Raw genomic sequence first — 25,692 nt, 5'->3', positions numbered from 1 at the left:
GCTGCGCCTTTCGGCGGCCCCCCGGCTTGCAACACTATTCCTCATAGTGTTGCAGCACCTGGAATAGGCCGATGAACGGGTCCAATCAGATCGCACTGTTCGATCATGACGGCGGGCGCAAATATCTTTGCGCAAGTGAACTGCCGCGATTCCTCGATGCGGCGCGCCGCGCCGATACGCTGACCTGCACCTTCTGCCGGTTGCTTGCCTTCACCGGCTGTCGCATCAGTGAAGCGCTGGCATTGACGCCCGACCAGCTGGACCCGGCGACGGGCCGCGTGGTCTTTCGCACCCTGAAGCGGCGGCGGCAGGCCTTCCGTGCCGTGCCCGTCCCGGCCGACCTGATGGCGGCTTTGGTCCGCCTGGCCGATGGCCGCGCACCGGGCGAGCGGCTATGGCGCTGGTGCCGACAGACCGCATGGCGGCATGTCAAAGCCGTCATGGAGGACGCGGGCATTACCGGGTCGCAAGCCATGCCGAAGGGCTTGCGGCATGGTTTCGGTGTCGCCAATGCGGAGGAGAACGTACCGATGGCGACCACACAGAAATGGCTCGGCCACGCCAAGCTGGAAACCACCGCCATCTACCAGCAGGCAGTGGGCCGCGAGGAAACCGCCTTTGCACGGCGACTTTGGCGCAGCTGGCGATGCTGAAAGATAAATTAGCTCTTTGACCGGTCGATCTTACGTCTCATGGATGCCGCCAGCCTTTCCAAGTCCCGATATGACACTTCTGCCTTGCCGGTCGGTGGCACCAGTACGCCGGTCGTTTCCACTTCTTCAGCCCACTTCCGGTTTCGGTCGCGGCGCGACGGAAGCTCGAAGTCTTCTGGAATTTCACCGCCGCATTTTAAATGGTACCGGAGGGCGTTGTAGCCCTTCTGGTCCAGGCGCCGGTAGTCCCCTTCGAACAGTCGCCCGACCCACGGCTGGTAATGCCGCATGAAGAAGCTCATTGGCGTATCGTCCGGCAGTTTATCCTTCTCCCATAACGCTGGAGGCACTTTAGGCAACGGCGGAAGATCAGGATGGGTCATTCGACGGCGCAGCGCTGACACACGCCGTTCTGCCTCCCTCAGCACAGCCGACAATCCTCCCGGCGTTTCGGCGGTCAGCTGTGCAATCCATTGGTCATTGTCTTGCATTTTTCTTGGAAGTCGAAAGTCAGCGCCTGGGTGCGCGCCCTCCCATTTCTGGTAAGCCGAGTACAGGCGAGCGTCGAGACTATAAAGGACACCTGTTGTAAATCCGTTTCCCAACCATGGCCCATAAACTCGTGCGATAAACTGTGGTGGTCGCTCCTTGAATTTTCGACCGTCAGCCCAAAGGACGGGCGCTTTGACTGGCAATGGGGGAATATTCTTCGGCGACGGTGGCACATTCGACAGTGGGTCTTTAAATTCGGTCACTTTCTTCGCCAGCACGGCAAGCTTCGCCCGCGCGACATCGGAAATGACTACGTTTGGATCATCAGCCAAAACTTTGTCCAAGCGTGCGATCAGATCGTCGGCATTATCCGAAGGGGAAGCTTTGTCTGTATTCTCTTCGCCGATATCTATCTCTCTGTCCTATGTATCCGCCATTCCATGGCCGACGATAGCCGCCTCAGTTGCTTGACCATTGCTCTTCCGCCGCCGAGTTCGTTTTCGCGGCCCGCAAATAGCTGCTCCAAACGCCTGTCGTTCATCTCCGCTATCGTTGGAAGATCGACATCGGCCGGAATTTCATTTCGCCGCAACCAATTAGACAGCGCCGCGTACCAGGCATGATCGAGCCTGCCGACATCTTTACGCGTCATTTGACCGACCCACGGCTCATAGACGCGTTTGAAAAAACTGACTGGCGTATCGCCCTTGAGACGATCCTTTGCCCAAAGCGCCGGCGCCTTCTTAGGCAGCGGAGGGCGGTCGGGCCTGCCCCTTTCATCCACTACCTGCGCCACGGCAACGAGTTTGTCGCGTGTCGCTGAGGAAATCTCAGCCTTTGGATTGCTCAAAAGCAGCTCGTGCAGTCGAGCCACTAATCCATCGACGCTATTCAAAAGGTCTTCGTCTGTTTTTTCTTCAGCCAGAAATACTTCTCATTTAGGTCTTTGAACGACATCCGCTGTTGTCTTGCCCATATTCATCTTTCCGCTCCCTCGACGGATGTCTCCAACGCCCCATTGTACAGCTCAGACTCAGATACGAATAAGAAGATTCTGTTACGATTGAAGCATGCATAATGAGTTTATGGTAGTGTTTCATTTGAGGCGCAGCCGCGTGCCGCTTTCGACGGCGACATGGTTTCTCAGCGCGATCAGCCCTTCGAGCGCGCCACGCGTAAATCCGTCCAGCAGGCGCTCGTAGAACTTCAGGGCAATCTCATGCTGCCCGGCAGCGATCAGCATGTTGATCGACTCGAAGGTCCGCTTGCGCAGCGAGCGGTCCCGTCGAAAATCGGCGCTCATCGCCGCTTCCACTTCGCGCATCGCGGTATCGATCTTCGACGCCTCGATCTCGTAGTGGCTGTCGATCACCTTGAGATCGCGCTTCTGCGTCGCCACCAGCTTGCCGAGCTCCAGGGCGCTGCCAATCAGCCCGACATAGACAGTGAAATGGTCAAGCCCGGCTGGAATCGCCGTTGCGCTGACCGCCCTGCGGCCGCGCTCGCGCGCCGCCATCAAGATCGTTCCCGTGCTGTCTTCAATCTCGCCCATCAGTCACCTGCCGTCAGTTCAAGAAGCTGCTTTCCTTCCAACAGCGCGCAGGCCAGCCGGAATGCGCGGTCCTTCTGCTCGGGCGCGGCGATATCGTTTGTCCGGCCAAGCGCCGCCAACTCGCTTTCCAGCTTCGCCGCAATCGCCAGCAGCCCGTCGAACTGCGGCAGGATGCGGGTCTTAAGCACCGCCTGAAACATGCGGAAATCGCCCTTGGCTGCCGTCGCGTTGGCTTTCAGTTTGCCCTCGACTTCCTTCAACTGCCGCAGGATTTTGCTCTGGTTGATGGCGTGATGGATCAATAGGCCCGCGCTCACAGCCAAAGCGGCCGGGCCGGAGATCTGGCCGTTCAGCCCGCGCGCCAGCGTGATACCGGCGCCGCGGCAGTAATTCAGCCGCTCGGCAACGCGCCGCTGCCGCTTCATGCTTGGGGCGCTGCCACGGAGCAGCTTGCTTTCGCCCACCGCGATAGAAGCATAGTCGATGGCGAATGGCGCAAGCGCGCCCTCAGCCTTCGTCAGCAGGTAGGCCATCTTGCCCCGCGCGAGGTCCACAGCCTTGGCCGCGTCGTTATAAAGGCGGATTCCCGCCTTCCAGTTGCTGCGCGTCAGGGCATCGCCTTTCCGCAGCAATTCCTCGATCCTGGCCGTGTTCTTGCGCGCCCATGCCGCCGCAAGCTCGGCGTCGTCGGCGCGGAACACTTCGAGCCGCGAAAATGCGGAAAGGCTGTCGCCAAGCCTCTCGCGCAAGGTGCGTAGCCGCTCCAGCGACATGAGATTCGATGCTCGCACCGGCTTGCGGCCGTCAGGCGCAGCCGGAAGAAGTTTCGTGATGAGAAAAATCAGCCCACAACCAACAAACACGGCGAAAACGATCTTGCCACCGCCGAGAAGCACAATGACGATAGGAACCAGCGCAAGGATCGCAACACTCAGCCAAAGCGGAATCTCGCCCTGCGTCTTGGAATCGTCGTTCGCCGTGCTCATCCCATCCTCCTGTTACCGTTCAAAGTCCTGCTCGCGCGTCAACTGCCGCTCCTCGGCGTGGGATGGGTGCATCCCTTTGCCCCACGCCTCGTCGAACGCTGAGCGCCGTTCGCCCAACCCGTCATGGACGGTGCGCCGGTCCTCCGGCGATCTCTCCTTTTCCACTTCCATCACCGGCGCGGCGGTCACGACCCGGCCGAACCACGCCTCCTCGAACAGCTTCTGCCTTATGTCCTGGACGGCTTGGCGCGCTTCGTGGACGAAGAACGCGCCGAGACCGCTATCCTGCCGCCCGCTCATCTAGCTCCCTCCAAGGCCGTGTTCGGCCAGCACGGTTTGCGCATCGACATCGCCTGCGCCGGGCACGGCGATGGAGACGAACTCGCGCTTGTCCGCGCCGCCGGCAGCGGACGGCGGCAGCGCATAGCCGAACATCTTGGCGAAGACGCCGCGCAGCGGCAGCACGCAGATCGAAAGCAGCGCCGTTGCGATCCACAGGCCGAGGCAGAGGCCGCCCAGCGCGTCGAGATGCAGGACGCCGACAACGGCAATTGCGCCAGTCGCCATGAAGAAGGCGCGGATGCCATACCGCGCCACGGCGACGGCCGTATGCAGGAGCAGGTACGCCGCCCAGATGATCGCCAGTGTCGCCAGCCCGCCGACGGGCAGGAAGAAGCCAAGAATCGCAACAACACCTGTCAGGCAGGCGAAGGCGCGAAAGCTGCCGCTGTCTTTGTTCATCATGGCATATCTCCTATGGCTGCTTGAATTTGACAGGCGTCCAGCACGCCCCGCTGCGCGAGAACCGGCGATTGGCTTGCAGGAGCAGCCCGGTCACCACGAAGTGGTTGCGCGGCCCGCCCTGGCGCAGTCCATTGGCGAAGTCGCTGGGCATAACCGTGTAGTCGCTTACTTCCGACCAGCCGCCGCCCGCCGTATCGCTCTGCCCGCTGCTGGTGCCGGTCGACCAGCCACCGCCGACGGAACGCGAATGGCTGGTGCCTTTCTGCCGTCCCGCACTGACATTGAATGAGATGCTGTGCTGTCCTTCGGCACTATAAGAACCGCCCACGCTGCTGCCCCGATTGTCGCCGCGACTGGTGCCGCGCTGCATGCCCCAATTGCCGCTGTGTCCGTCGCTGGTCTGGCTGCTCTCGCCGAACGACCAGCTGCGGTTCGACCGCCGCTGGACGGACTTGCCGATCAGGTCCGCCGCCCATTGGTTGGTGCGGTGGCAGCTATTGGCGTGGAAGATTTTCGTCTGGAAATTCCCCAGCAGCGCATCGATGCGGTCCTGCGGATGCGTCCCGCCGACGCTCGCATAGAGCGACGGCAGGTTCTGCGTGATATAGACCGTCGCCGCCCGTGCCGAGCGGGCCGTGCTCAGGAACTCCATGTCATAGGGCGAGACGAAGAATTGCGCCTCGTCGGCGAACAGGAAGATCGGCCGCGCCTGCCCTGACGGCCCGCGCCGTTCCGCCGCTTTCTGCCAGAGATACTTGACGAGCATCTGGGCGACATAGCCCGCCTGCTCGAAACGCTTTAGCGGCAAGTCCATCACCAGCACGACGCCGTCATGCGTCACCTCGGGCGTGATATTGGTGCCCGTGCAGAACAGCGTATGCAGCGGCCCCTTGAGAAAGGGGCTCAGCTCCGTCGATAGCGTGATGATGATGTTGGAGCGCGTCTTGGGATCGAGCCGCCCGAACGTCTGCCCGAAATAGCTGACGAGCAGCTTGGCCTCGCGCTCCGGCAGCGGGATCTTCGGCTTGTCGAAAAGCCGCCGCATGGTCGAATAGCAGGTGGACCATGTTTGGAAATCGGGATCGCGCGCCTGTTCTTCGGAGGTCGGCACCGAGTGAATGAGTTGCAGCAATTCATCCAGCCGCACCGTCCCATAGGCATGGTACAGGCTGGCGATCGCGTTGGAGAGCAGTTCGCGGACGGCTTTCAGCCAGAAGTCTGTCCGCTCGCTATCGCCACCGTTCTTGCCTTGGGCGACCTGCAGCAGGTGCATCAGCGTATGCACCGCATTGTCCACCAGCCCGCCGCCGAGTTCGGGCGGCAGGTGCAGCAGGTAGTCGAGGACGTTGAGCCGGTAGCGGCCCGACGCGTCGAAGCGGATGACGGAATTCGCGCGGCCGGTGGCTTGCGCATAGGCTTGCCACCGCGCGGCCTCGTCCGGCTTGGCGCAGCAGACGAGGCCGCCGAACCCGGCGCGCAAATAAGTTTGCGCGACGGTGCTGCCGCTGCCGCTCGTCTTGCCGCTGCCGGTGCCGCCGAAAATGGCGACATGCTCAAGGCAATCGCCCAGCGTGAGGCTGTCGCTTGTTGCGCTCGAAAGCGAGACGAGCGGCGCGTCGAGGCTCCAGCATTTGGGGGCGACGACGCGGGTTGGCGTGCTGCGGCGCAGGATGTTCATGGGAAGAACGGCCGAGACGCACTATGGAAAGCGGCGGTTAGAACGGCACTGAGGACCGCACCGGCCACACGGCCGAGCAGCGAAATAAGTAGTCTTCGTTGAGGCATTGGTGCCACTCCCGTTGCGAGCGCCTATTGATCGGAGTGCGTTCGCTGACTGACGGATGTTGGCCGAAAAGTGTTAATTTCGCGTATCTCGTGTACCGTTCAATGTATGTTAGGGTTGTGTCTGTACCTTTGCCCAATCGAAGCAGATTCGTTGGGATCAAAGATGCGCTATGTGGCAGATTTCTTGGTCATGACCGCCGCGACCGCCATAGGTACGGTGCTGGCCATGATTTTCTTGTATTATTTCTAACGCAAAGAATAGCGAAGGACAGGCGACTTATAGCTCTTTTTTTCCCGTGCGTCGCTGCATGGCGGAAGCTAGACGCTTTAGTTCTCTAAATTTGGCGCTATCGTCTGCCTGCCTATCAAGTGTTCGTTCGCGCACTTGGAACTGATCCAGAAGTCGATCATTCATCTCGCTTACCGTCGGTAAATCGATATCTGCCGGAATTTCGTTTCGCCGCAGCCAATTTGAGAGCGCGGCATACCAAGCATGATCAAGCCTCCCAACATCCTTGCGCGTCATTCGTCCGACCCACGGCTCATAAACACGCGCAAAAAAGCTAGCGGGGGTGTCACCCGGCTTTCGATCCTTTGCCCAAAGCGCAGGCGCTTTGGTAGGCAATGGGCGCTGCTCGGAGAGCGGTGAGGGCTCAAGCAAATGCCGAATGGGCGATGGCAATGTCCGACGCACGTAGCTAGAGATCGGTGTGTCGGGGTTATCGGTCGCAAACTTGTCAAGCGAGGCTAGCCATTCCTCGATGCTCTCGCGGCGCTTCTCTAAATTTGTTTTGTCGTTGCCGATAACGCCTTCAGAAATGACTTCGAATGCAAACTCAACAAATGAATTTAGCTTGCGTACAGGATACCGGACTTTGTCCAGTTCGGCAATTTGTTCGTTGAGGGTCGCGTTTTTTTTGCTTCGCCGATCAATTCTTCCGGCCGCTTTGTCACTTGGTTGGTTATCGCCATGAAATTTGGCGAACTGCAACATATTGCGGTCGAATGCGGTACGTCGAAACTTATCGCTATACGTTCGATAGTCGCTGAGCAGGCAACCGCCGACTACTAAACACTTCGAAGCTAGTTGCGCAGCTTGTTCAGCCGACAAAGCATCTGAATTTTCGGGAACTTCATTAGGAGAGCTATTGCAACGAACAAGGCACAAAATCTCGTCCTGCGCGTAACGTGTGACTTTCAGCAACACGTCGAGCAGATCAGGAATGCTTTCGTCTTTCTGCAATTTTTTCGCGCGAAAGCTTAGGTACTTGTCCCAGACTTTTGCCCCAATGAATTTTCTCGCAACCGAATCCGAAACGCCGAGCAATCGATTTAACGGCGTTCCAAATTCTTTACTCAGCTTGCTGTTGAATTGAATCGCCGCTTCGTCGCGGAGCATGAGGCGCAAAACATTCAGGCCCGGCATTGCGGTGTTGAAATTGGCTAAGGCTCGGCTAGTTGCTCGATCATGTGAGAGGTAGGCCGCAAGTTCGGCAGCGGTCGGCGTCCTATGCCATTTGCTAAGGGTTTCAATTTCCTCCCAAAAGAACGCGGCGAGATACCCGTCAGCACCGCTTGGCTCCTGCGCATCGCTGTTGATGGGAAATGGCGGCGAACGCGGCGGTCCGCCGAATATTTCCTCAAGGCATGTGCGGAAGCCGGGTACGGCCAAAGCCCGTGCGATCAGCGCTTCGTCGCTTCGGACGAAGTCGGCGGGTAGATGGGATGCCAGCGCTTCATTGATGAAGGCAATTGTTTTTTCGACCGCATCGGCGGCAGCGTCCGCCTTGGCGGAGGTGAGCGCTGCCCGGGCTTTGGCGACCCATTGCTTTGCCGCCGCGATGGTCTCGGCGGCATAGGTAAATTGAATTACGCTGGCGATCTCCTGCGGGCGTGCGACGGCCAGCGCGGGTCGCGGGAGACGCAATTCAAATGGCGCAACGCTGGTCATGAACCGGGCGGCTTCCAAAAAAGATGAGTCGGCAGCGTGATTCTAGCTAATGCCCGGATGGAATTGACAGATTCCGCCCGGACAAAAGTTACTGGCCGCGTTAAGAGTTCTTTAACGAAGTGGGGCCGGGCCGCCTTTGCGAAATCGCAATGGAAGCGAAAAAAAAGGATTACGTGCGACCCCGCGCGTGCATTTCCCCTTGGGGGCTTCTACCTAGTGTCCTGAACCAGAAGTTCGCTATCTTTTGTCACGGCTTGGCCGGTGCGTTGTAGCGGCAGAACCTCTCGATAGAAGCGAGGATGTCGTCTGCGGACTTCGTCCACCGGAAGGGTTTTGGACTGGCGTTGTGTTTGTCGATGAAGGATGAGATGTCGGCGCGCAACGCTGCGACGCTTCGATAGACGCCACGCCTGATCTTGTTGCCGGTTATGAGAGCGAAGAAGCGCTCGACCTGATTGAGCCAAGATGCGCTTGTCGGTGTCAGATGCACATGCCAGCGCGGCCGTTTGGCGAACCATTTGCGCACCATCGGCGTCTTGTGAGTGGCGTAGTTGTCCATGACCAAGTGAACGTCGAGATCGGCCGGCACGGCGGCTTCGATCTCGTCGAGGAAGCTGCGGAACTCGGCTGCGCGGTGGCGGCTGTAGCATTTGCCGATGACATGGCCCGTGGCGATGTCCAGAGCCGCAAACAACGACGTGGTGCCGTGCCGCTTGTAGTCGTGGGTCCTTCGTGCCGGTTGGCCCGGCCGCATCGGCAGCATCGGCTGGCTGCGGTCGAGCGCCTGGATCTGGGACTTCTCGTCCACGCACAGCACGATGGCGTGCTGCGGCGGCGAGACATAGAGGCCCACCACGTCGCGCACCTTGGACACGAAGTTCGGGTCGGTCGAGAGCTTGAACGTCTCCATCCGGTGGGGCTGCAAGCCGAAGGCGCGCCAGATGCGCTGCACGCTGGAGACCGACACGTTGCTGGCCTTGGCCATGCCGCGCGAACTCCAATGCGTGGCATTGGCAGGCATGCTCTCCAGCGTCTTGACGATGACCGCTTCGATGCGCGCATCGTCTATGGAACGTGGCGCACCTGAGCGCGCCTCGTCGTGCAAGCCGTCTATGCCCTGCGCAAGGAAGCGGCGTCGCCATTTGCCGACCGTCGAGCGGTCCAGGCCCAGCGCCGCCGCGACCTGCTTGTCGTTCTGTCCGCTGTCCACGCAGGCCAGGACGATCCGCGCCCGCAGCGCCAAGGCTTGCGCCGTTTTGCGCCGCGAGGATAGCGACACAAGCTCCGAACGCTCTTCAGCGCTCAGCTCCAGCCCTGAAACTTGCCGACCCGCCATCCGTCCGCTCCCGCTTCGCTTCCAGAAAAGCATGAGGGCCAAGCACGAATCTAACGCGAATCTATGGTGGCGAATTTGTGACTCAGGACACTAGTCGCGGTCCGGCACGGTGATCGTCACCCGCTCGATGATCGGGTCCGTCGGCGCCGGGGCCTTCGGCCAGACCCGCGCCGAATATTGCCGCACGAAGGTTACCTGCCGGCGCGCCAGCTTCTGGCGCAGCTCGCGCAGGTTCCGCCCTTCGACGACGATGATGCAGTCCGGCAGGAACAGACGGATCTCCTCGTCGGCCACGAACCCCATCCGCATGAGGAACCGGTAGCCGAACTCCATCCCCTCCGGCACATCCGTGCCGTCAATCCAGCGCGCGATCTCGCACGTCTCCCCGACATTGCCGCTGGGTAGGTAGCCATAGGCCCGGTATTCGTGCGGGTCGGGCGTGGCTGCATCGGGCGCGCTTGCCGCCGCCTCGGGGGTTGCCCGCCCAAGGCGGTCGGTGAAGCTGGGGCGGGAGCCCCCGCCGAACACGCGGTCGAAATCGTTAGCGCTCAAGGGGGACCTCCGGGATAGGGGTGGGCCGTTTGAATTGCGAGGTGATGCCTTCCGCCATGTCGTGCAGGCGCAGCAGGAAGTCGGCGAGCTTGGCCGGATCGCGCCGCTGGTAGCGCGCCGCTTCCTCGTAAAGCCCCGCCCGTTTCTTGACCGCAACCCATTGAGTGAGGCGGTCTTTCAGGTAGGCATAAGCATGCTCGATATGGCGCGCGATGCCGAGGTTGGGCTGTGCGAGCCGCTTGATCCCCTGCGCTTCCAGCGTCCGGTGATCGATCCGCGCCGCCGATCCGGCATCGGCGAGCGCCCGGTTGGCATAGTCCTGCCAGCCCTTGCGCCAGATATTCACATTGCGCAGCGCCTCGGCCATCGCGAGCGCTTCCTTGTGATGCGGCGCCCCCGTGTCGTTGAACCGCTTGCGCGCTTCCGCCACGACCCGGGCGACATCCTCGCGTTCGTTCCAGTCGCGGTTCTTTTTGCGTGCGAACCCCGTCGCGGTACTCGGGTCGAGAGGACGCATCGTTAATAGAATATGAGCATGCGGCTGTTTTATGCCGTCGGTCGCCAGCGGTTCATGGATCGCCACATCCGCGATCATTCCCCTGGACACGAAATGGTCGCGCGCAAACCGCGTTACAAGGTCGATCTGCTGTGCGCGCGTCAGTTCACGCGGCAGCGAGAGTTCGACTTCCCGGGCAAGCTGGGAATTCACTTGCTTTTCAGCACGTTCAACCACGTTCCAGAGGGCCTGTCGGTCAAATACCCAGGCGGGTGCCCCCTCCGGTGCAAGGATGTGGTTATGAATGACGGCGTTTTCGAACTCGAACCATTTGCCCTGCGACTGGTCGTAAAGTTTTTCGCCCGAGCGATAAGCAGCTGCCGCCACCGCCGATCTGCGCGTAGCGCCGCCAGACCTGGCAACTCTGCCAAGCGAACGGGACAGCACCTTGAGGCGAAGGTGGTAGATCGCCACTAGCCGCAACTCCTTTAACCCCGCCTGCCGAACGAAGTAAGAAGTAAGTAGCTCAACCGCTATGGGTGCACTTATACATTGCTACGCAACGTGCGTTTTCAAGTACTCGCTTTCAGGTTGAGCAAAAGTTGATGTATTCGCGTCGGACTGGTGCATCGAGCACACACCCGAGCGAGGGGGACTTGGAGGGGTTCGCGCCAACCCCTGTGACCCGGCGATCCGCCGCCATTCCCATTTTGGCGGAGCGGGCAGTACGCCTTCCCGCACCCTTGCGCTTGGGTTCGGGCCATCCAAGACCGGCCTCTCGTTTCGAGAATGGCGATGCCAGTCAGGCGCACTCGGTCCCGCCGCTACGCGACTCCTACGGGTGCGCCACTGCGTGCGCCTCGCGGCGCTGACTGGCAGGGCGATCCGGCGCGTCCCGCCTGCGCTGTTGCGCAGGCTCCTAGCAGCCTCCGGTCGAAGGAATGCGAAATTGCCCGACTGCGTTCCGGCGCGACGTGCCACCGCGCCGGTCCGGCACGTGAGCTCTGCGTCAAAGTTCGGATTGCTACAGCCCCTCGCACGGTCACGCTCGACTCCTTGCGGTTCTTCGCACGCCGCAGTCACGCAATCGGCCATGCTAGGCGAATGTCATTGTTGTCTATATTTTTACAATCCTCTATTGCTGTGTGGGTATTATAGGACTCATTTTATTTCAGCGGCATTCATAGCCGCCACCGGCGATTTCAAACGCAAACACGATGTGGGCTTCATGGATGATTTCTCGGATATCGCGCCGCCTCCACCTGCTAATACCATGCTTACCGCCATGCAATTGCAGAGCGGGCCGCCCATCGACCCGCTGACGCGCATTCTCACCTACACAGCCGACGACTGGGAAAAGTTCATCGACGAATGGGCGACACACGGTTTGAAGAAACCGAAGTACAAGGCCGTCAAGCGCTTCTCAGGTTCGAATGATCGCGGCATCGACATTGCCGGGTTCATGCATAAGTCGATGCTGAAAGGTGCCTGGGATAATTATCAGTGCAAGCACTATGACCACCCGCTTCACCCCGGCGATGCTTGGCCCGAGATTGGCAAGATACTCTGGCATTCATTTAAGGGGCACTACGTTCCGCCGCGCGCCTACTACTTCGTGGCGCCGCGCGAGTGTGGCACGACGCTAAGCCAGTACCTTGCCAACGCGCCTGTGCTGAAGGCAAAGGTGCTGGAGGTATGGGACGCTAACATTCGCGAACACATCACCAAGACTCAGCCCGTGCCACTTGAAGGTGCGTTCGCAGTGTATGTGAACGCGTTTGACTTTTCGATCTTTCAGGCGAAGACCGTCCGGGAGATCATAGAGCAGCACAAAGCTACGCCGTATTTCCTGTCACGTTTTGGGGGCGGCTTGCCACCGCGGCCAAAGCCGGGCGCACCGCCAGTCGAAATCGACGACGTGGAAAGCGGTTACATCACGAAGTTGCTGGTTGCCTATTCCGAACGGCTTCAAAAGCCGGTGACCGCCGCTGCGGAACTCACGCAAAAGCTGGCACAACATTTCCGACGCCAGCGCGAAGCATTTTACCATGCCGAATCACTTCGCGTGTTCGTACGCGATAAGGTCGAAGCGGGCACGTTTGAAAATCTCCAAGACGAGATTTACAAGGGCATCATTGACACGCGCGACGCAGCGTATAGCGATCAGCTTGAGCGTCTGGTTGCGGTGACCGACCGGGCGCAGATTCTACCGCTTACTGCCCACCCGCTGGTTCACAACACTTTTGCTGAGGATAAGCACGGCATCTGCCACCAGCTAGCAAATGACGAACGGATTACATGGACGGAGTGACAGCAGACAGACTGACACTGACCTTCAACGGTCCGCTGGAGGCCGGTGTGCGCGCCGTTGCCGTTTTAGCTGCCGCGTTTCCGCGCTCGTTCGACCTTCAGCGCCTGACGGCGCTCGATTATTTGCTTGTCAGGACGGAACAGCTGGGCGGCCCTGAGGACCTACACCCTTCAACGCCGCTTAAGACCCCGGCTACTGAAGTGCGACGTAAGCTTGTGCAGCAATCGTTGTTGTTGATGATGGCGCGTGACCTTGTCGTGCGGCAGCCGCATGCGGACGGTATTCGTTACCGTGCTGGCGAGACGGCTTCGTTCTTTCTGAATTCGCTACAAACACCTTATATGGATGCTCTCAAGGAGCGTGCGCGTTGGTTGGTGACGTATCTTGCTGACTATACCGATGCTGATTTCGATGAGCTGATGCGCCGCTTTTTCGATAGCTGGATAATGGAATTCCAAGCCGTCGAGAATAGTCTGGGGGTCGAATGACCGCCCTTGGATTGCGTATTCGCCACCTAACTTTCATGGGGCCGGTGCGACTACCCGCCACCATGGAATTTGGTGCCGGGCTTAATGTGATCTATGGCGCGTCGGACACCGGTAAGTCCTTTATCGTCGATAGTATCGACTACATGCTGGGTGGTAAGGGGCCGTTGCGCTACTTTACCGAGCGGGATGGATACGACCGTATCTTACTCGCCCTCGAAACGCTGGCGGGAGAAAAGTATACGGTTCAGCGCAGCGTCGATGGCGGTGCATTCTTGCTCTTCCAGGGTCTTCACTTCGAGAAGGCACCAGAAGGCCAAGGCATACCGCTGTCTGACACACATAACGAAAAGCGGACCGACAACCTGTCGATGTTCCTGCTGGAAAAGATTGGGTTAGCGGGAAAACGCATTCGTAAGAATGCGCGATTGGAAACCCAAAGTTTGAGCTTTCGCAACCTAGCCCGACTTGTGATCGTGAACGAAGAAGAGATAATCCAAAAACGCTCGCCGCTGTCAGACGGCAACTACACCGCAGACACAGCTAACACATCCGCATTCAAGCTTCTGATTACCGGCATGGACGATTCGGCGCTGACTGCGACACGCACCGCCAGCGCCGAAGAGAATTCGCGCGAGGGTCAGCTCGAATTGCTCGACCAGCTTATCACCGACATGAGACGCCAGGTGAAAGAATTGGCGGGCGCACCTTCAGAACTCGAAGCCCAGCTCGAAAAACTCGATGCATCCATTGCGGAACGTGGACAACAATTGGCTAGGGCCGAAACCCAAAAAAGTCATTGTCGGTTGAATCGGTTGATGATTCCGTTGCTTCGTGATTCGGAGGCATTGGGATGCGGAACAACCTGTTTTGGCTGAGCGACGAGCAATGGCTTCGGATCGAGCCGCACTTGCCGACGGACGTGCGCGGCAAAGATCGTGTGGACGACCGTCGCGTAATCAGCGGCATCCTACATGTCTTGAAGAGCGGCTGCCGGTGGTGCGACTGCCCGCCGGAATACGGCCCCCATACGACAATCTACAATCGCTTCGTGCGCTGGGCCGAGCGCGGCATCTGGGAGCGGCTGTTCCGCAAATTGGCGGAGCGCGGACGATCCACCGATACCCAGATGATCGACTCGACGCATGTCAAAGCCCACCGCTCGGCATCGGGCGCAAAAAGGGGGAGCTTAAGCAGGCGATCGGCCGCTCGCGCGGCGGGCGAAACACGAAAATCCACGCAATCGCAGATGCTAAGGGCCGTCTTCTTTCCATCCTCCTGACCGGCGGCCAGGCGCACGATTGCCCGCCGGCCCAGCGTCTCATCCGCCGAAGCAAGATCGCCAAGAAGCTGCTCGGCGACAAAGCCTACGACAGCGAAGAACTGCGATTATGGCTGACGGCGCGCGGCACCAAGCCCGTCGTGCCCAACAGATCGAACCGCAAGCAGCCCTTCAGCTTCGACAGAAAATCCTACAAGCAGCGACACAAGATCGAGAACGCCTTCTGCCGCCTCAAGGACTTCAGGCGCATCGCCACACGCTACGACAGGCTCGCCAGAAACTTCCTAGCCTCCGTATGCCTCGTCGCTGCTATCGTGTGGTGGACTTTATGAGTCTGGACCCTAGTTCGGAGGCGCAGTATCGCGAAGCCTCCGCCAAGCGTCGTGACTTACTGACCCGGCTGGATGAAGGCAACAATCGGCTGACCGAGATTACGAATCTGTTGGATCGCTTTAACCTGCTGGACGACCATTACAGCTCTGACCTGGAGCGCCTCAAGGGAATCGAGGAAGCCGGCAGCCTGTTCTCCGCGCTGGCGGAAACCGCCTGTCCGTTGTGCGGCGCATTGCCAGAGCATCATCGTCTCAAAGAAGAATGCGACGGGAATGTAGATGCAGTCGTGGCGGCTGCGCGAGCTGAGGCTGCGAAGATCCAGCTTCGGCAATCGGAGTTGCAGGACACGATTTCCAACCTTGAGAAAGAGCAACGGTCGTTCGAGCGCCGACTTCCAAAAATCGAAGCGGATTACCACGCTGCGGCGCAGCAGATCGAGACGCTGCTAGCGCCCAATCTGCGTCAGCTTCGTAGCGGTTACGGCCAACTCGCGGATAAAAAGGGGGAAGTTCGCGAGGCGCTGGGCTTCCATAAAACCCTGAAGGATTTGGAAGACCGCAAGGTCAGGCTGCTCGCCGAAGAGGCCGCGAATGGAGGGGCGGGCTCTGTCGATGTTGGGCTTCCCTCCACCGTAGTAGATGCATTCGCTACCGAAGTTCTTGCTATTCTCAAAGCATGGCATTTCCCAAATGCCGACCGCGTTCACTTCGATCTGAAAGCGAAGGACTTGGTCATAAACGGCAAGGATCGCATTTCTTACGGAAAAGGTATGCGCGCGATCACGCAGGCCGCGTTCAGCGTCGGATTAATGGAGTTCTGCCGCAAAAACGATAAACCCCACCCAGGTTTTTTGATCCTCGATTCGCCGCTGTTGTCCTATCGCAAGCCCGACAATCAGGAAGATGATCTGCGTGGCACGGATTTGAACACTAAGTTTTACACTTATCTGCAAGCGCTAAGCGCCAACGAGCAGGTCATCATCGTAGAGAACACCGACCCTCCGGCGGCTATACAGGCATTGCCGCAAGCGACAAAATTCACCGGCAAAGATGGTGTGCCGAGGTTCGGCTACTTTGAGCGAGTGACGCCCACGCCGTTAGTCGGTCAACACGAGTAATCGCATCTTCTCTCTATAGTGCATTAGGTGCCCGTTGACGCGCTCCATGTCGGTTTTTAATTCAGCCCATTTTGGAAATTTCTGCTGAATGTCTTGCGGATCAATCACAAGCTCACCGCTCACTTTCCCAAGCTCGTAGTCATACCACCGCCGGAAACGCGCCTGCCATTTTGTCAAATGTGGCCGCAGACCATCGTTCAAGACCTCTATCGACAGTTTGATGATCTTCTGCGTGCTGCCATGCCGAACCTTGTTGACGGGCACGGACTTTATGAGGTCGCGAGTGACGGAAAAGAATGTATGCCAGCTATCATAAATCTCCGCGATCACGTCATGTTCAAAATCAATTGGCAGGCCGATCTTTCGAGTGCTGAGTTCGACCCATATTGAGTAGGCGACCTGTCGATCGGTCATGTTGGGTTTGAGCGTGAGTTTTCCCGTACCAACCCCGATTTCAGCGCGGTCTATCTCGAAGTTTTTCCAGGCCGCGCTTCCGTAGTACCAGCGCCATAAAAAATAGATGACGACGCCGACAATCAACGCCAACCCGACCCAAAAGCTGACTTGGATCGAGAGTGACCAGTCGGGCTGCAGGCTCACTGAAAAGAGCCCGAGTCCGGGTGATGGCGTCGCGCCGGTCATAGCGTTGCCAAGAGGTTATTGACCACACGCTCAGACGCGCTGTTGAGACGCTTGAAGATTTGTTCAGGGCAATTCCACTCCATCGTGTCCCCCACATGTCACATCTCGCCATCGTCCAAGTAGACGCACGCCGTATAGAACCCATTTACATTGGCGCTCTGCACTTATCTATGGCAAATTGCACGAATCGAATGCTCAATACTATTAGTTGCGCGCATCCTCTGCGATCTAGAAGGGCTGGTGTGTGTCATGGCCGATGACAGAAAGCATGTCTTTATAAGCCATATTCACGAGGACGATGCGGCACTTGGCAAGATCAAGGAATTGCTGGCGAAACACGGCATGGAAATCCGCGATTCCTCGATTAATTCCGAAAAGCCCAACGACGCCACGTCGCTAGAGTACATAAAGTCTCAGATTCTGGCTCCTCAGATTCAGTGGGCGAGCACGCTACTGGTGTACATTTCGCCGGACACCAAAAACAGCGAATGGGTGAATTGGGAAATCGAATACGCCCTTAAGCTGGAAAAGAAAATTGTCGGCGTTTGGGAACACGGGGCCGCCGAATGCGATATGCCGGAAGCTCTCAAGAACTATGCCGATGCGGTCATTGTCGGCTGGCATGGGCCGAGCATCGTCGATGCGATCAACGGGACAAATGAAGATTGGGAGAAACCTGACGGCACGCCCACGTTGCCTCGGCCTATAAAGCGGCACCCGTGTTAGCTGGCCCTCCAGCCATGCGGTTACATTCCTACGTCGTACGCTATGACAGCGGTTTTGCCCCCAATCCGTTCTATGGTTTCTGCACCCTCGCAACCTGCAAGCCCGACATACGAAAGGCAGCGGCAATCGGAGACTGGGTGGTAGGCTCGGGCAGCGCAGACAAGAAACTCAAGCGTGGCGGCTTTCTCGTATATGCAATGCGCGTCACCGAAACGCCCCGTTTTGCACAGTATTGGCAGGATCCGCGTTTCCAGAACAAAAAGCCGAATTTGAGCCGTAGTCGCATGCGTGAATGTGGCGATAATATATATAGCCAATCGGCCGACGGGGCATGGAGCCAGCTCAATTCGTTCCATAGCCGAGACGATGGCTCGCCCAACCCGCGACATATTAAGCGTGACACAGGCGTTGACCGGGTATTGGTAAGCAACACGTTTGTCTATTTTGGCGGCGAAGGTCCGAAAATACCCGCGCAATTTCGCAACTATGGCGGCGAAGACATCTGCAAACAGGGTCAAGGTCGCAAAATCTTTGACGATCCCCATTTGATCGGAGATTTTGCGGCATGGCTCCAATCTCTAGATCGGCATGGCTACGCGGGACGACCGCTTGATTGGGTACGGTCGCCATGACTAAACAGATCGTCAGTCTCAAAAGGCCGAAATCAGCCTCTGATAAAGGCTCGATTCTGCTGCGCGAGTACGTAAGCGAAATAGCCAAGACCGACAAACTGCCGCCCCATGATCTGCGCCCCGTTCTTTTGGGCCTATTCGGTGAGGTCGGAAGCATCCTGGCTACCGCAAAAAAGGTCGACCGCGAGGGAAAGGCCTATATCGGATTTCATGACACGGTCGCCGAAGAATTCGGCGACACCCTGTGGTATTTCGCTGCGTTATGCCGACGTCTCAAGATTGAGCTCGAATCAGTATTCTCGGCGGTTTCCAAGGGGCCGGGGTATGGCGAGAGCATTGCCGCTAGCGATCTTCTGGAAGGTTCCGTTTCTCACGTTGCGTCCTTCGTTGCTTCACCATCCCTGCATGACGCATTCCTGAAGCTCGGCGACGCAGTTTCTCCCCTTCTCGACCTGAGAGGGCCGGGAGAAAGTGTTCGTGGGCACCTTAGCGTGTTCGCCGACCACTATTTGCAAGCGCTACGAGCGGCAGGCGTAACCTTCTCAAGCGTCGTTCATGAAAATATCGCTAAAACGCGTGGCCGGTTTCTCCATCCCGATTTCTCTCGCTTGCCAACATTCGATCACAAGTTTCTCGAAGAAGAACGGATTCCACAGAATTTTGCGATCAAGATAACCCAGCGCAAGAGCGGTCAAAGTTATCTGCAATGGAACGGCGTATTCGTCGGTGATCCATTAACCGACAATATCCTCGACCGAGACGGCTACCGATTCCACGATGTGTTTCACTTCGCGCACGCTGCAATCCTTCATTGGTCGCCGGTCTTTCGTGCGCTCATCAAGCAGAAACGTAAAAGCGACCGCGAATATGACGAGGCCCAGGACGGCGGGAGAGCTATCGTCGTGGAGGAAGGCTTGACGGCTTGGATTTTCTCGCGCGCGAAAGCTCTAAACTATTTTGAAGATCAGAAGAGCATTTCGTTCGATCTACTGAAAACAATTGGCCAGTTCGTAAAGGGTTACGAGGTCGATCAATGTCCGCTCATGCTTTGGGAAAGGGCCATTCTGCAAGGATTTGCGGTTTTTCGGAAAGTGCGTGACAACAACGGAGGCATCGTCATCGGTGATCGTAAGGCGCGCACCATTGGGTACAGATCGTTGAAAAGGGGGAGGCGTACATGACACCGACTCAGTTTGTCGATGCGCTCGGCGCGTTAGATTTTGACAACACCTTTAACCCCTACTCCGATCACTGTGCTGTGCACGATGTGCGTGATGCGCCACGCCGGCGTTCCGCAACGTTGCGGGCCATGCTCGAAGTCGCAGTCGATAGCGATATCGACTCCATATGGATTGGTCGAGACCTAGGATATCGTGGAGGACGGCGGACCGGACTTGCACTAACCGATGATGTCCATATAGACGCGCACGCGGAGCGATGGGGTGTTTCAGTGGAGCGCCCCACCAAGGGAGGCGCTGTCGCGGAGCGAACAGCCGCGGTCATCTGGGCTGTGCTATTTCAAATAGAAGCCCCGGTATTTCTTTGGAATGTGTTTCCGCTACATCCACATGAACCCGGCGATCCCTTCAGCAATCGTTCGCACAATTCCCGAGAACGACGGGCCGGGGAAGAAATTCTTGTCCAGCTAATTCTACTTTTGAAACCGCGCAGACTGATCGCAATAGGCAATGATGCGGCACACGCTGCTGGCCGTCTGACCGACACTCTAGAGATCACGCAAGTGCGTCATCCGAGTTATGGCGGACAGACGGAGTTTTTGGGACAGATGCGCCAATTATACGGTCTTGCAGATAGCGGTGCACAGCAGCGTTTATTCTGAGAATCGATCCAATTGAAAGCCTCTAAAGTAGCAGGTGAGTTGGGGCTGCGCCCCTCTTTCCGTCAAGGCCAAGACAAGCGCATCGAGTGACCGGGTAGTCGCTTCACTCCGGCCCGCACCAAGATTCACGCGCTGCGGCCTATGACGGCTTAACCCCGCTCATTGCCGCAGGGCTAGTTCGGTTGCATGCGCAACCACAAAATTCAATGAACGGTACGCCGCCTCGATACCAAGAGGCGGTCGCGAGGGCCAAGGTCGCTGAAGCTGTGTAACGACTGACGCCATAATCTCGTATGATCCCAACAGACCTGAGAAGTAAGCCGCAGGGCAAGGGGATTCAGATGGCTCGGCAGCCCGTTACCTTCATCAGCGCACGAAGCTATTTCATCCAGTGAAATGGTCAGGTTGTGATGGGTCGTGGTGTTGATAGCGGTCAGTTCGGTATCGGAATATCCCGTCACGGCAAACATCCAGTGACGGCGCAGGACGAGGCGAAGCCGTTCGTTTGGAATTGTGAACACACTGACGACAGCCGGAAAGACGTTGAAGTATTTACCGACAAAGAAGGACGGCTCATAGTTGGTCATCACGCTCGCCTCGGGGAACCCGCGCGTACTATAGCTGGATGGTCCGTTGCTCGCTCCAAATATGGCTCGCAAATTCAGCGACGTTTTCCGATGTGGACAACGTCGCTGCAAAAGATGCAAACCGCTGTACCAACTGGTAGAAATAGGCAGAATGTGCAGAACAACCTACACAAATCCTACACAGCCAAAATCAGCAAAATATCCGGCTGTTTTTCAATCATAAATTGACCTGCCGTCCTATCGCGGGGATGACAGGTGAGCGGGACGCTCGCTAATTCTTCGTCTCGAAGAAATTCTTCGCCTTGGCGAGCCAGCTTTCGCTTTCGGGGTGCGTGCTCGCGTCGCTGAGCTTGTCGAACTCCTTCAGGAGTTCCTTCTGCTTCTTGCTCAGCTTGGCTGGGGTCTCGACCGCGACCTCGACATAGAGATCGCCGTGCATGCCGCCGCCGCGCAAGACCGGCATGCCCTTGCCGCGCATGCGGAACTGGCGGCCGGACTGCGTGCCTTCGGGGATCGTCACCCGCGTGCGCCCGCCGTCCAGCGTCGGCACGTCGATCGCCCCGCCCAGCGCCGCGGTCACGAAGCTCACCGGCGCGCGGCAATAAAGGTCGTGGCCCTCGCGCTGGAACATCTCATGCGCCTTCACCGAGACGAAGATGTAGAGATCGCCGGCCGGCCCGCCGTTCAGCCCGGCCTGGCCCTCGCCGGAAAGCCGTATGCGGGTGCCCTCCTCGACGCCGGGCGGGATGTCGACGGAGAGCGTGCGTTCCTTCTGCACATGGCCGGTGCCCTTGCAGCTCTTGCACGGGCTCCTGATCACGCGGCCGTTGCCGCGGCAGGTCGAGCAGGTCCGCTCGATGGTGAAGAAGCCCTGCTGGGCGCGCACCTTGCCGATGCCGGAGCAGGTCGGGCACTGCTCGGCCTTGGTGCCGGGCTCGGCGCCCGAGCCGCCGCAGGCCTCGCAGGCCACCGCGCTCGGCACCTTGATCTCGGCGCCCCGGCCCTTGAAGGATTCTTCGAGGGAGATTTCGAGGTTGTAGCGCAGGTCGCCGCCGCGGTTCTGCCGCCGCCCGCCGCGCCGCCCGCCCATGAACTCGCCGAACAGATCGTCGAACACGTCGGTGAAGGAGGAGGCGAAGTCGAAGCCGCTCGGGCCCCGCCCGCCCATGCCGCCTTCGAACGCCGCATGGCCGAAGCGGTCGTATGCCGCGCGCTTCTGATCGTCCTTCAGGACGTCATAGGCTTCGTTGATTTCCTTGAACTTGACCTCGGCGGTCGCGTCGTCGGGGTTGCGGTCGGGATGCAGCTCCATCGCGAGCTTGCGATAGCTTGCCTTCAGCTCGGCGACGCCGGCGCCCTTCTGGCACCCGAGGACTTCGTAATAGCAGCGCTTGCTCATGACGGTCTGTGCACACACGCCCCTTTAAAAAGAAGCCCGGCGCTTCGACACGCCGGGCTCTTTGTTATCTGGCCCGGCTTTTAAGCCGAACCGTCCTTCTTGTCGTCGACCTCGGAGAACTCCGCATCGACCACATTGTCGTCCGGCTTGTTGCCGGCACCGTCGGCTGCGGCATCCGCCGCGGCGGCGCCGGCCTGCTGCGCCTTGTACATCGCCTCGCCGAGCTTCATCGACGCCTGCGCCAGGGCCTGGGTCTTGGCCTGGATGTCGTCGACATTGTCGCCCTTGGAAGCTTCCTTCAAGGCCGCCATCGCATTCTCGATCGCGGTGCGCTCTTCCGCGCCGACCTTGTCGCCGTGCTCGGAGAGCGCCTTCTCGGTCGAATGGACCAGCGCGTCGGCCTGGTTCTTGGCCTCCACCGCCGCGCGCCGCTTCTTGTCGTCCGCGGCATGGCTCTCGGCTTCCTGCACCATCTTCTTGATGTCGGCTTCCGAAAGTCCACCGCTCGCCTGGATGCGGATCTGCTGTTCCTTGTTGGTCGCCTTGTCCTTGGCGGTCACCGACACGATGCCGTTGGCGTCGATGTCGAAGGTGACTTCCACCTGCGGTACGCCGCGCGGCGCCGGCGGAATGCCCATCAGGTCGAACTGGCCGAGGATCTTGTTGTCCGCCGCCATCTCGCGCTCGCCCTGGAAGACGCGGATCGTGACGGCGGTCTGGTTGTCCTCCGCGGTCGAGAAGATCTGCGACTTCTTGGTCGGGATGGTGGTGTTGCGGTCGATCAGGCGGGTGAACACGCCGCCCAGCGTCTCGATGCCGAGGCTGAGAGGGGTCACGTCGAGCAGCAGGACGTCCTTGACCTCGCCCTTCAAGACGCCGCCCTGGATCGCGGCGCCGATGGCGACCACTTCATCCGGGTTGACGCCCTTGTGCGGCTCCTTGCCGAACAGGTTCTTGACGATCTCCTGCACCTTGGGCATGCGGGTCATGCCGCCGACCAGGATCACTTCGTCGATCTGGTTCGCGGTGACGCCGGCATCCTTGAGCGCCGCCTTGACCGGCCCGACCGTCTTCTGGATCAGGTCGTCGACCAGGGCTTCCAGCTTGGCGCGGGTGATCTTGATCGTCAGGTGCTTCGGACCCGAGGCGTCCGCCGTGATGAAGGGCAGGTTCACTTCGGTCTGCTGCGCGGAGGAAAGCTCGATCTTCGCCTTCTCGGCCGCGTCCTTCAGGCGCTGGAGCGCCAGACGGTCGGCGCGCAGGTCGATGCCGTTTTCCTTCTTGAACTCGTCGGCCAGATAGCCGACCAGCCGCTGGTCGAAATCCTCGCCGCCCAGGAAGGTGTCGCCGTTGGTCGACTTCACCTCGAACACGCCGTCGCCGATCTCCAGCACCGACACGTCGAACGTGCCGCCGCCAAGGTCGTAGACCGCGATGGTGCCGGACTGCTTCTTGTCGAGGCCATAGGCCAGCGCCGCGGCCGTCGGCTCGTTGATGATGCGCAGGACTTCGAGGCCCGCGATCTTGCCGGCGTCCTTGGTCGCCTGGCGCTGGGCATCGTTGAAATAGGCCGGGACGGTGATGACTGCCTGGGTCACCTTCTCGCCCAGATGGGCCTCGGCGGTCTCCTTCATCTTCTGCAGGATGAAGGCGGAGACTTCCGACGGGCTGTATTTCTTGCCGTCGCGGCCCTGGACCCAGGCGTCGCCATTGTCGGCCTTCACGATCTTGTACGGGACCATGCCGATGTCCTTCTGGGTCATCGGATCGTCGAACCGGCGCCCGATCAGGCGCTTGATCGCGAAGAAGGTGAATTCGGGATTGGTGACGCCCTGCCGCTTGGCGGGCTGTCCGATGAGGCGTTCGCTGTCCTGGGCGAAGGCCACGATGGAGGGCGTGGTGCGCGCGCCTTCCGCATTCTCGATGACTTTGGGGGCCGACCCCTCCATGACCGCGACGCACGAATTCGTGGTGCCGAGGTCGATGCCAATGACTTTTGCCATGTCTGTTTCCTTACCTTTGGCGGACGGGTTCCTGGCCTTCCGAAGAAGCGCCCTCCGGGCCGTCCCCTAGCATAAAAAACCACGGCAAAAGGCCGGGAAATGGCCCTTACCGCGTCATGGGGTATATAGGGTCGGCCTACCGGCACGGCAAGGGCGGCCAGGGCCTGATTCGCGGCCCCGGCGCCACAGGCCGCAGACGGGATCTCGCAGAAAGCCCTTCAATCCCCTCGACTTTTTGGCATAAGCGGTAGGACAAACACAGGAGGGCAGGCGCGATGGCGGAGGCGTTCGGACGGCTTTGGGCTTTGCTGGCGGCGCTTGTCCTTTGCGCCGCGCCCGCGCTCGCCCAGCCGGCGCCGGCGGAGGTCGTCACGGTCGGCGTCTATCCGACCGTGGTGGACGATCTCAACATCGCCGCCAGCACCTATGACGTCGTCGCCTATGTCTGGCTCAAATGGAAAGGCCCGGTCGATCCGACCGAGGGCCTGGAATTCGCCAATGCCAGCGAGCGGCAGAATTTCACCCAGCAGAAGCTGTTCGACGTCCCGCGCAAGCTGGCCGACGGCAGCTCCTACCAGCTCCTGCAGATCCATGGCCGCTTCTTCCAGCCCTTCAGCCTGATCGATTTCCCGTTCGACCGGCAGATGCTGAGCATCGTGATCGAGGACGAGATCAACGCCCATCACCGCCTCGTCTACGTTCCGGACCTGAAGGATTCGGGCTTCGGCGCCAATCTTGAGGTCCCCGGCTGGCGCATGCTGGGCTGGCATGCCGAGGCGTCGGTGCAGGACTATGCGACGCATTTCGGCGCCCCCGGCGTGGTGGAGGGCACGCATCACCCCAGCCTGCGCTTCGCCATCGCGATCGAGCGCCGCGCGAGCTTCTTCCTCTGGAAGCTGTTCCTGCCGCTCCTGATCGTGATGTTCGCCAACTGGCTGGCCTTCCTGATCAAGCCGGACCTGGTCGACGTGCGCACCGCGCTGACCGCGACCGCGCTCCTGACCCTGGTCTTCCTGCAGAAATCCTATTCCGACGAATTGCCGGAGATCGGCTCGCTGGTCTTGATGGACAAGATTTACGCCATCGCCTACCTGCTGGTGATCGCGACCCTGGCGCAGGTGGTGGGCACGGCAAGCTGGCAGAAGACGTCGAACGTGCCGGACGAGCGCGTCATGCGGCTGGACCGCACGAGCTTCGCGGTCCACATCGCGTTCTTCGCCGCGGCGGTGGGTGTGATCGTGCTGTCGGCGGGGTAGTTTGGCGGCGCCGCAGCTTGCGATCCCGCCGTCCAGTTAAACCAAAGGGGAGCTTTTTAGGGCTCCCCTTGGTCGATTGTCTCCCTTGCGGGCAACGGACACCCTTTCGGGGCCGCATATGCTGAAAACATAGTATTGCGGCTCTGAATTTTCAATTACGGAAATGGCTTCGGGAGCCACAGGTTCAAAATGGTCAGAATCGCATTGAAATCGGCCTCCGGAACCAGCGGAATCCGGCCCCGGAATTGGCTGAAACGGCTGGGAGAGACCGTCGTCGGCTGATTGCATACCGCCCAGGACTGGACGCCGTCGAAGGTCACCGACAGCCGGTGCGCCCACCTGTTGTCGTCCTGGGGAATTGTCGTCGTCGGAACGACCAGGCACGGGCCGTGCAGCGTGTTCTTGTAGGAAATGACAATAACGGGCCGGGTCTTCTAGAACTCCGGCAACACGGCATCTTTCCAGAAGTCGCACCAGTAGAGTTGCCGAATCTTCGGCGCCGCCGTGATGCGCGGTACAAGCCAGGGAGGCC

General features: G+C 59.3%; 25 protein-coding genes and 1 pseudogene. 11 read left to right on the top strand and 15 right to left on the bottom strand.

The features are described 5' to 3' along the window. Positions 1 to 71: 71 nt before the first annotated feature. Positions 72 to 653: a tyrosine-type recombinase/integrase gene (locus tag WDN01_16870; protein ID MEJ0027699.1), complete on the top strand. Its 582-nt coding sequence runs from the start codon at positions 72 to 74 to the stop codon at positions 651 to 653. An 8-nt stretch (positions 654 to 661) separates the two neighbouring features. On the opposite strand, the gene WDN01_16865 is transcribed toward WDN01_16870, so the two are convergent. From WDN01_16865 to mobQ, 11 genes are all read right to left on the bottom strand, one after another. After that, a complete protein-coding gene (locus WDN01_16865; protein MEJ0027698.1) occupies positions 662 to 1,489 on the bottom strand; it encodes a hypothetical protein in 828 nt (275 codons plus the stop codon). Between the two features lie 65 nt (positions 1,490 to 1,554). Next, the gene (locus tag WDN01_16860) at positions 1,555 to 2,040 is read right to left on the bottom strand and encodes a hypothetical protein (GenBank protein MEJ0027697.1); all 486 of its coding nucleotides are present in this window, start codon (positions 2,038 to 2,040) and stop codon (positions 1,555 to 1,557) included. Between the two features lie 201 nt (positions 2,041 to 2,241). Further along, positions 2,242 to 2,661 carry a hypothetical protein gene (locus WDN01_16855; GenBank protein MEJ0027696.1) on the bottom strand — a complete coding sequence of 140 codons (420 nt, stop codon included), beginning with the start codon at positions 2,659 to 2,661 and terminating at the stop codon, positions 2,242 to 2,244. 35 nt (positions 2,662 to 2,696) lie between these two features. Further along, a complete protein-coding gene (locus WDN01_16850; GenBank protein ID MEJ0027695.1) occupies positions 2,697 to 3,683 on the bottom strand; it encodes a hypothetical protein in 987 nt (328 codons plus the stop codon). Between the two features lie 12 nt (positions 3,684 to 3,695). Next, positions 3,696 to 3,983, bottom strand: a complete 288-nt coding sequence (locus WDN01_16845) for a hypothetical protein (protein ID MEJ0027694.1) — start codon at positions 3,981 to 3,983, stop codon at positions 3,696 to 3,698. Beyond that, positions 3,984 to 4,427 carry a hypothetical protein gene (locus WDN01_16840; GenBank protein MEJ0027693.1) on the bottom strand — a complete coding sequence of 148 codons (444 nt, stop codon included), beginning with the start codon at positions 4,425 to 4,427 and terminating at the stop codon, positions 3,984 to 3,986. Between the two features lie 10 nt (positions 4,428 to 4,437). Then, positions 4,438 to 6,105, bottom strand: coding sequence for a TraM recognition domain-containing protein (locus WDN01_16835; GenBank protein ID MEJ0027692.1), 1,668 nt, complete (start codon positions 6,103 to 6,105; stop codon positions 4,438 to 4,440). 384 nt (positions 6,106 to 6,489) lie between these two features. Then, positions 6,490 to 8,163, bottom strand: coding sequence for a hypothetical protein (locus WDN01_16830; GenBank protein MEJ0027691.1), 1,674 nt, complete (start codon positions 8,161 to 8,163; stop codon positions 6,490 to 6,492). A gap of 247 nt (positions 8,164 to 8,410) precedes the next feature. Then, positions 8,411 to 9,499: an IS630 family transposase gene (locus WDN01_16825; protein ID MEJ0027690.1), complete on the bottom strand. Its 1,089-nt coding sequence runs from the start codon at positions 9,497 to 9,499 to the stop codon at positions 8,411 to 8,413. A 90-nt stretch (positions 9,500 to 9,589) separates the two neighbouring features. Next, a complete protein-coding gene (locus WDN01_16820) occupies positions 9,590 to 10,051 on the bottom strand; it encodes a hypothetical protein (GenBank protein MEJ0027689.1) in 462 nt (153 codons plus the stop codon). Continuing rightward, positions 10,041 to 11,021: a MobQ family relaxase gene (gene mobQ, locus WDN01_16815; GenBank protein ID MEJ0027688.1), complete on the bottom strand. Its 981-nt coding sequence runs from the start codon at positions 11,019 to 11,021 to the stop codon at positions 10,041 to 10,043. The genes WDN01_16820 and mobQ overlap by 11 nt, the downstream gene beginning before the upstream one ends. Positions 11,022 to 11,775: 754 nt before the next feature. Between mobQ and WDN01_16810 the strand changes: the two genes are divergently transcribed. From WDN01_16810 to WDN01_16790, 5 genes are all read left to right on the top strand, one after another. Further along, complete coding sequence (locus tag WDN01_16810; GenBank protein MEJ0027687.1) at positions 11,776 to 12,858, top strand: ABC-three component system protein; 1,083 nt, start codon at positions 11,776 to 11,778, stop codon at positions 12,856 to 12,858. Next, positions 12,846 to 13,346, top strand: coding sequence for an ABC-three component system middle component 2 (locus tag WDN01_16805; GenBank protein MEJ0027686.1), 501 nt, complete (start codon positions 12,846 to 12,848; stop codon positions 13,344 to 13,346). The genes WDN01_16810 and WDN01_16805 overlap by 13 nt, the downstream gene beginning before the upstream one ends. Then, the gene (locus WDN01_16800) at positions 13,343 to 14,221 is read left to right on the top strand and encodes an AAA family ATPase (GenBank protein ID MEJ0027685.1); all 879 of its coding nucleotides are present in this window, start codon (positions 13,343 to 13,345) and stop codon (positions 14,219 to 14,221) included. The genes WDN01_16805 and WDN01_16800 overlap by 4 nt, the downstream gene beginning before the upstream one ends. Next, positions 14,197 to 14,957 (top strand): IS5 family transposase gene (locus WDN01_16795; GenBank protein MEJ0027684.1). Its coding sequence is split into 2 segments (ribosomal slippage): positions 14,197 to 14,524 and positions 14,524 to 14,957, totalling 762 coding nucleotides; the frame shifts between segments, so codons are not numbered across the junction. Before WDN01_16800 ends, WDN01_16795 begins: the two co-directional genes overlap by 25 nt. Continuing rightward, a complete protein-coding gene (locus WDN01_16790; protein ID MEJ0027683.1) occupies positions 14,954 to 16,075 on the top strand; it encodes a hypothetical protein in 1,122 nt (373 codons plus the stop codon). The genes WDN01_16795 and WDN01_16790 overlap by 4 nt, the downstream gene beginning before the upstream one ends. Here WDN01_16790 and WDN01_16785 read toward each other — a convergent pair. Beyond that, complete coding sequence (locus tag WDN01_16785; GenBank protein ID MEJ0027682.1) at positions 16,055 to 16,717, bottom strand: hypothetical protein; 663 nt, start codon at positions 16,715 to 16,717, stop codon at positions 16,055 to 16,057. The two genes, WDN01_16790 and WDN01_16785, sit on opposite strands and share 21 nt — an antisense overlap. Before the next feature lie 249 nt (positions 16,718 to 16,966). Here WDN01_16785 and WDN01_16780 point away from each other — a divergent pair, with 249 nt between their 5' ends. The 4 genes from WDN01_16780 to WDN01_16765 are packed head-to-tail and all read left to right on the top strand — an operon-like array spanning position 16,967 to position 19,915. Then, positions 16,967 to 17,443: a TIR domain-containing protein gene (locus WDN01_16780; GenBank protein MEJ0027681.1), complete on the top strand. Its 477-nt coding sequence runs from the start codon at positions 16,967 to 16,969 to the stop codon at positions 17,441 to 17,443. 14 nt (positions 17,444 to 17,457) lie between these two features. Beyond that, on the top strand, positions 17,458 to 18,075 hold the full coding sequence (locus WDN01_16775; protein MEJ0027680.1) for a hypothetical protein: 618 nt from the start codon (positions 17,458 to 17,460) through the stop codon (positions 18,073 to 18,075). Continuing rightward, on the top strand, positions 18,072 to 19,256 hold the full coding sequence (locus tag WDN01_16770) for a nucleoside triphosphate pyrophosphohydrolase family protein (GenBank protein ID MEJ0027679.1): 1,185 nt from the start codon (positions 18,072 to 18,074) through the stop codon (positions 19,254 to 19,256). Before WDN01_16775 ends, WDN01_16770 begins: the two co-directional genes overlap by 4 nt. Further along, the gene (locus WDN01_16765) at positions 19,253 to 19,915 is read left to right on the top strand and encodes a uracil-DNA glycosylase (GenBank protein ID MEJ0027678.1); all 663 of its coding nucleotides are present in this window, start codon (positions 19,253 to 19,255) and stop codon (positions 19,913 to 19,915) included. The genes WDN01_16770 and WDN01_16765 overlap by 4 nt, the downstream gene beginning before the upstream one ends. 203 nt (positions 19,916 to 20,118) lie before the next feature. Here the strand turns inward: WDN01_16765 and WDN01_16760 are convergent, their stop codons facing one another. The 3 genes and pseudogenes from WDN01_16760 to dnaK all read right to left on the bottom strand — a co-directional run bounded on the left by WDN01_16760 (position 20,119) and on the right by dnaK (position 23,925). Further along, positions 20,119 to 20,502 (bottom strand): hypothetical protein, encoded by a 384-nt coding sequence (locus WDN01_16760; GenBank protein ID MEJ0027677.1) that lies wholly within the window; start codon positions 20,500 to 20,502, stop codon positions 20,119 to 20,121. 271 nt (positions 20,503 to 20,773) lie between these two features. Beyond that, positions 20,774 to 21,901, bottom strand: coding sequence for a molecular chaperone DnaJ (dnaJ, locus tag WDN01_16755; protein ID MEJ0027676.1), 1,128 nt, complete (start codon positions 21,899 to 21,901; stop codon positions 20,774 to 20,776). Between the two features lie 80 nt (positions 21,902 to 21,981). After that, positions 21,982 to 23,925, bottom strand: a pseudogene (dnaK, locus tag WDN01_16750) (molecular chaperone DnaK). Between the two features lie 254 nt (positions 23,926 to 24,179). On the opposite strand from dnaK, the gene WDN01_16745 reads away from it, so the two are divergent. Next, a complete protein-coding gene (locus WDN01_16745; protein MEJ0027675.1) occupies positions 24,180 to 25,160 on the top strand; it encodes a hypothetical protein in 981 nt (326 codons plus the stop codon). The last annotated feature ends 532 nt before the right edge of the window (positions 25,161 to 25,692 follow it).

Origin of the sequence: Rhizomicrobium sp., assembly GCA_037200985.1 — a bacterium.
In the GTDB taxonomy this organism is placed as follows: domain Bacteria; phylum Pseudomonadota; class Alphaproteobacteria; order Micropepsales; family Micropepsaceae; genus Rhizomicrobium.
Note: the sequence above shows the minus strand (reverse complement) of the source record. Positions and strands in the feature narration are given on the sequence as shown.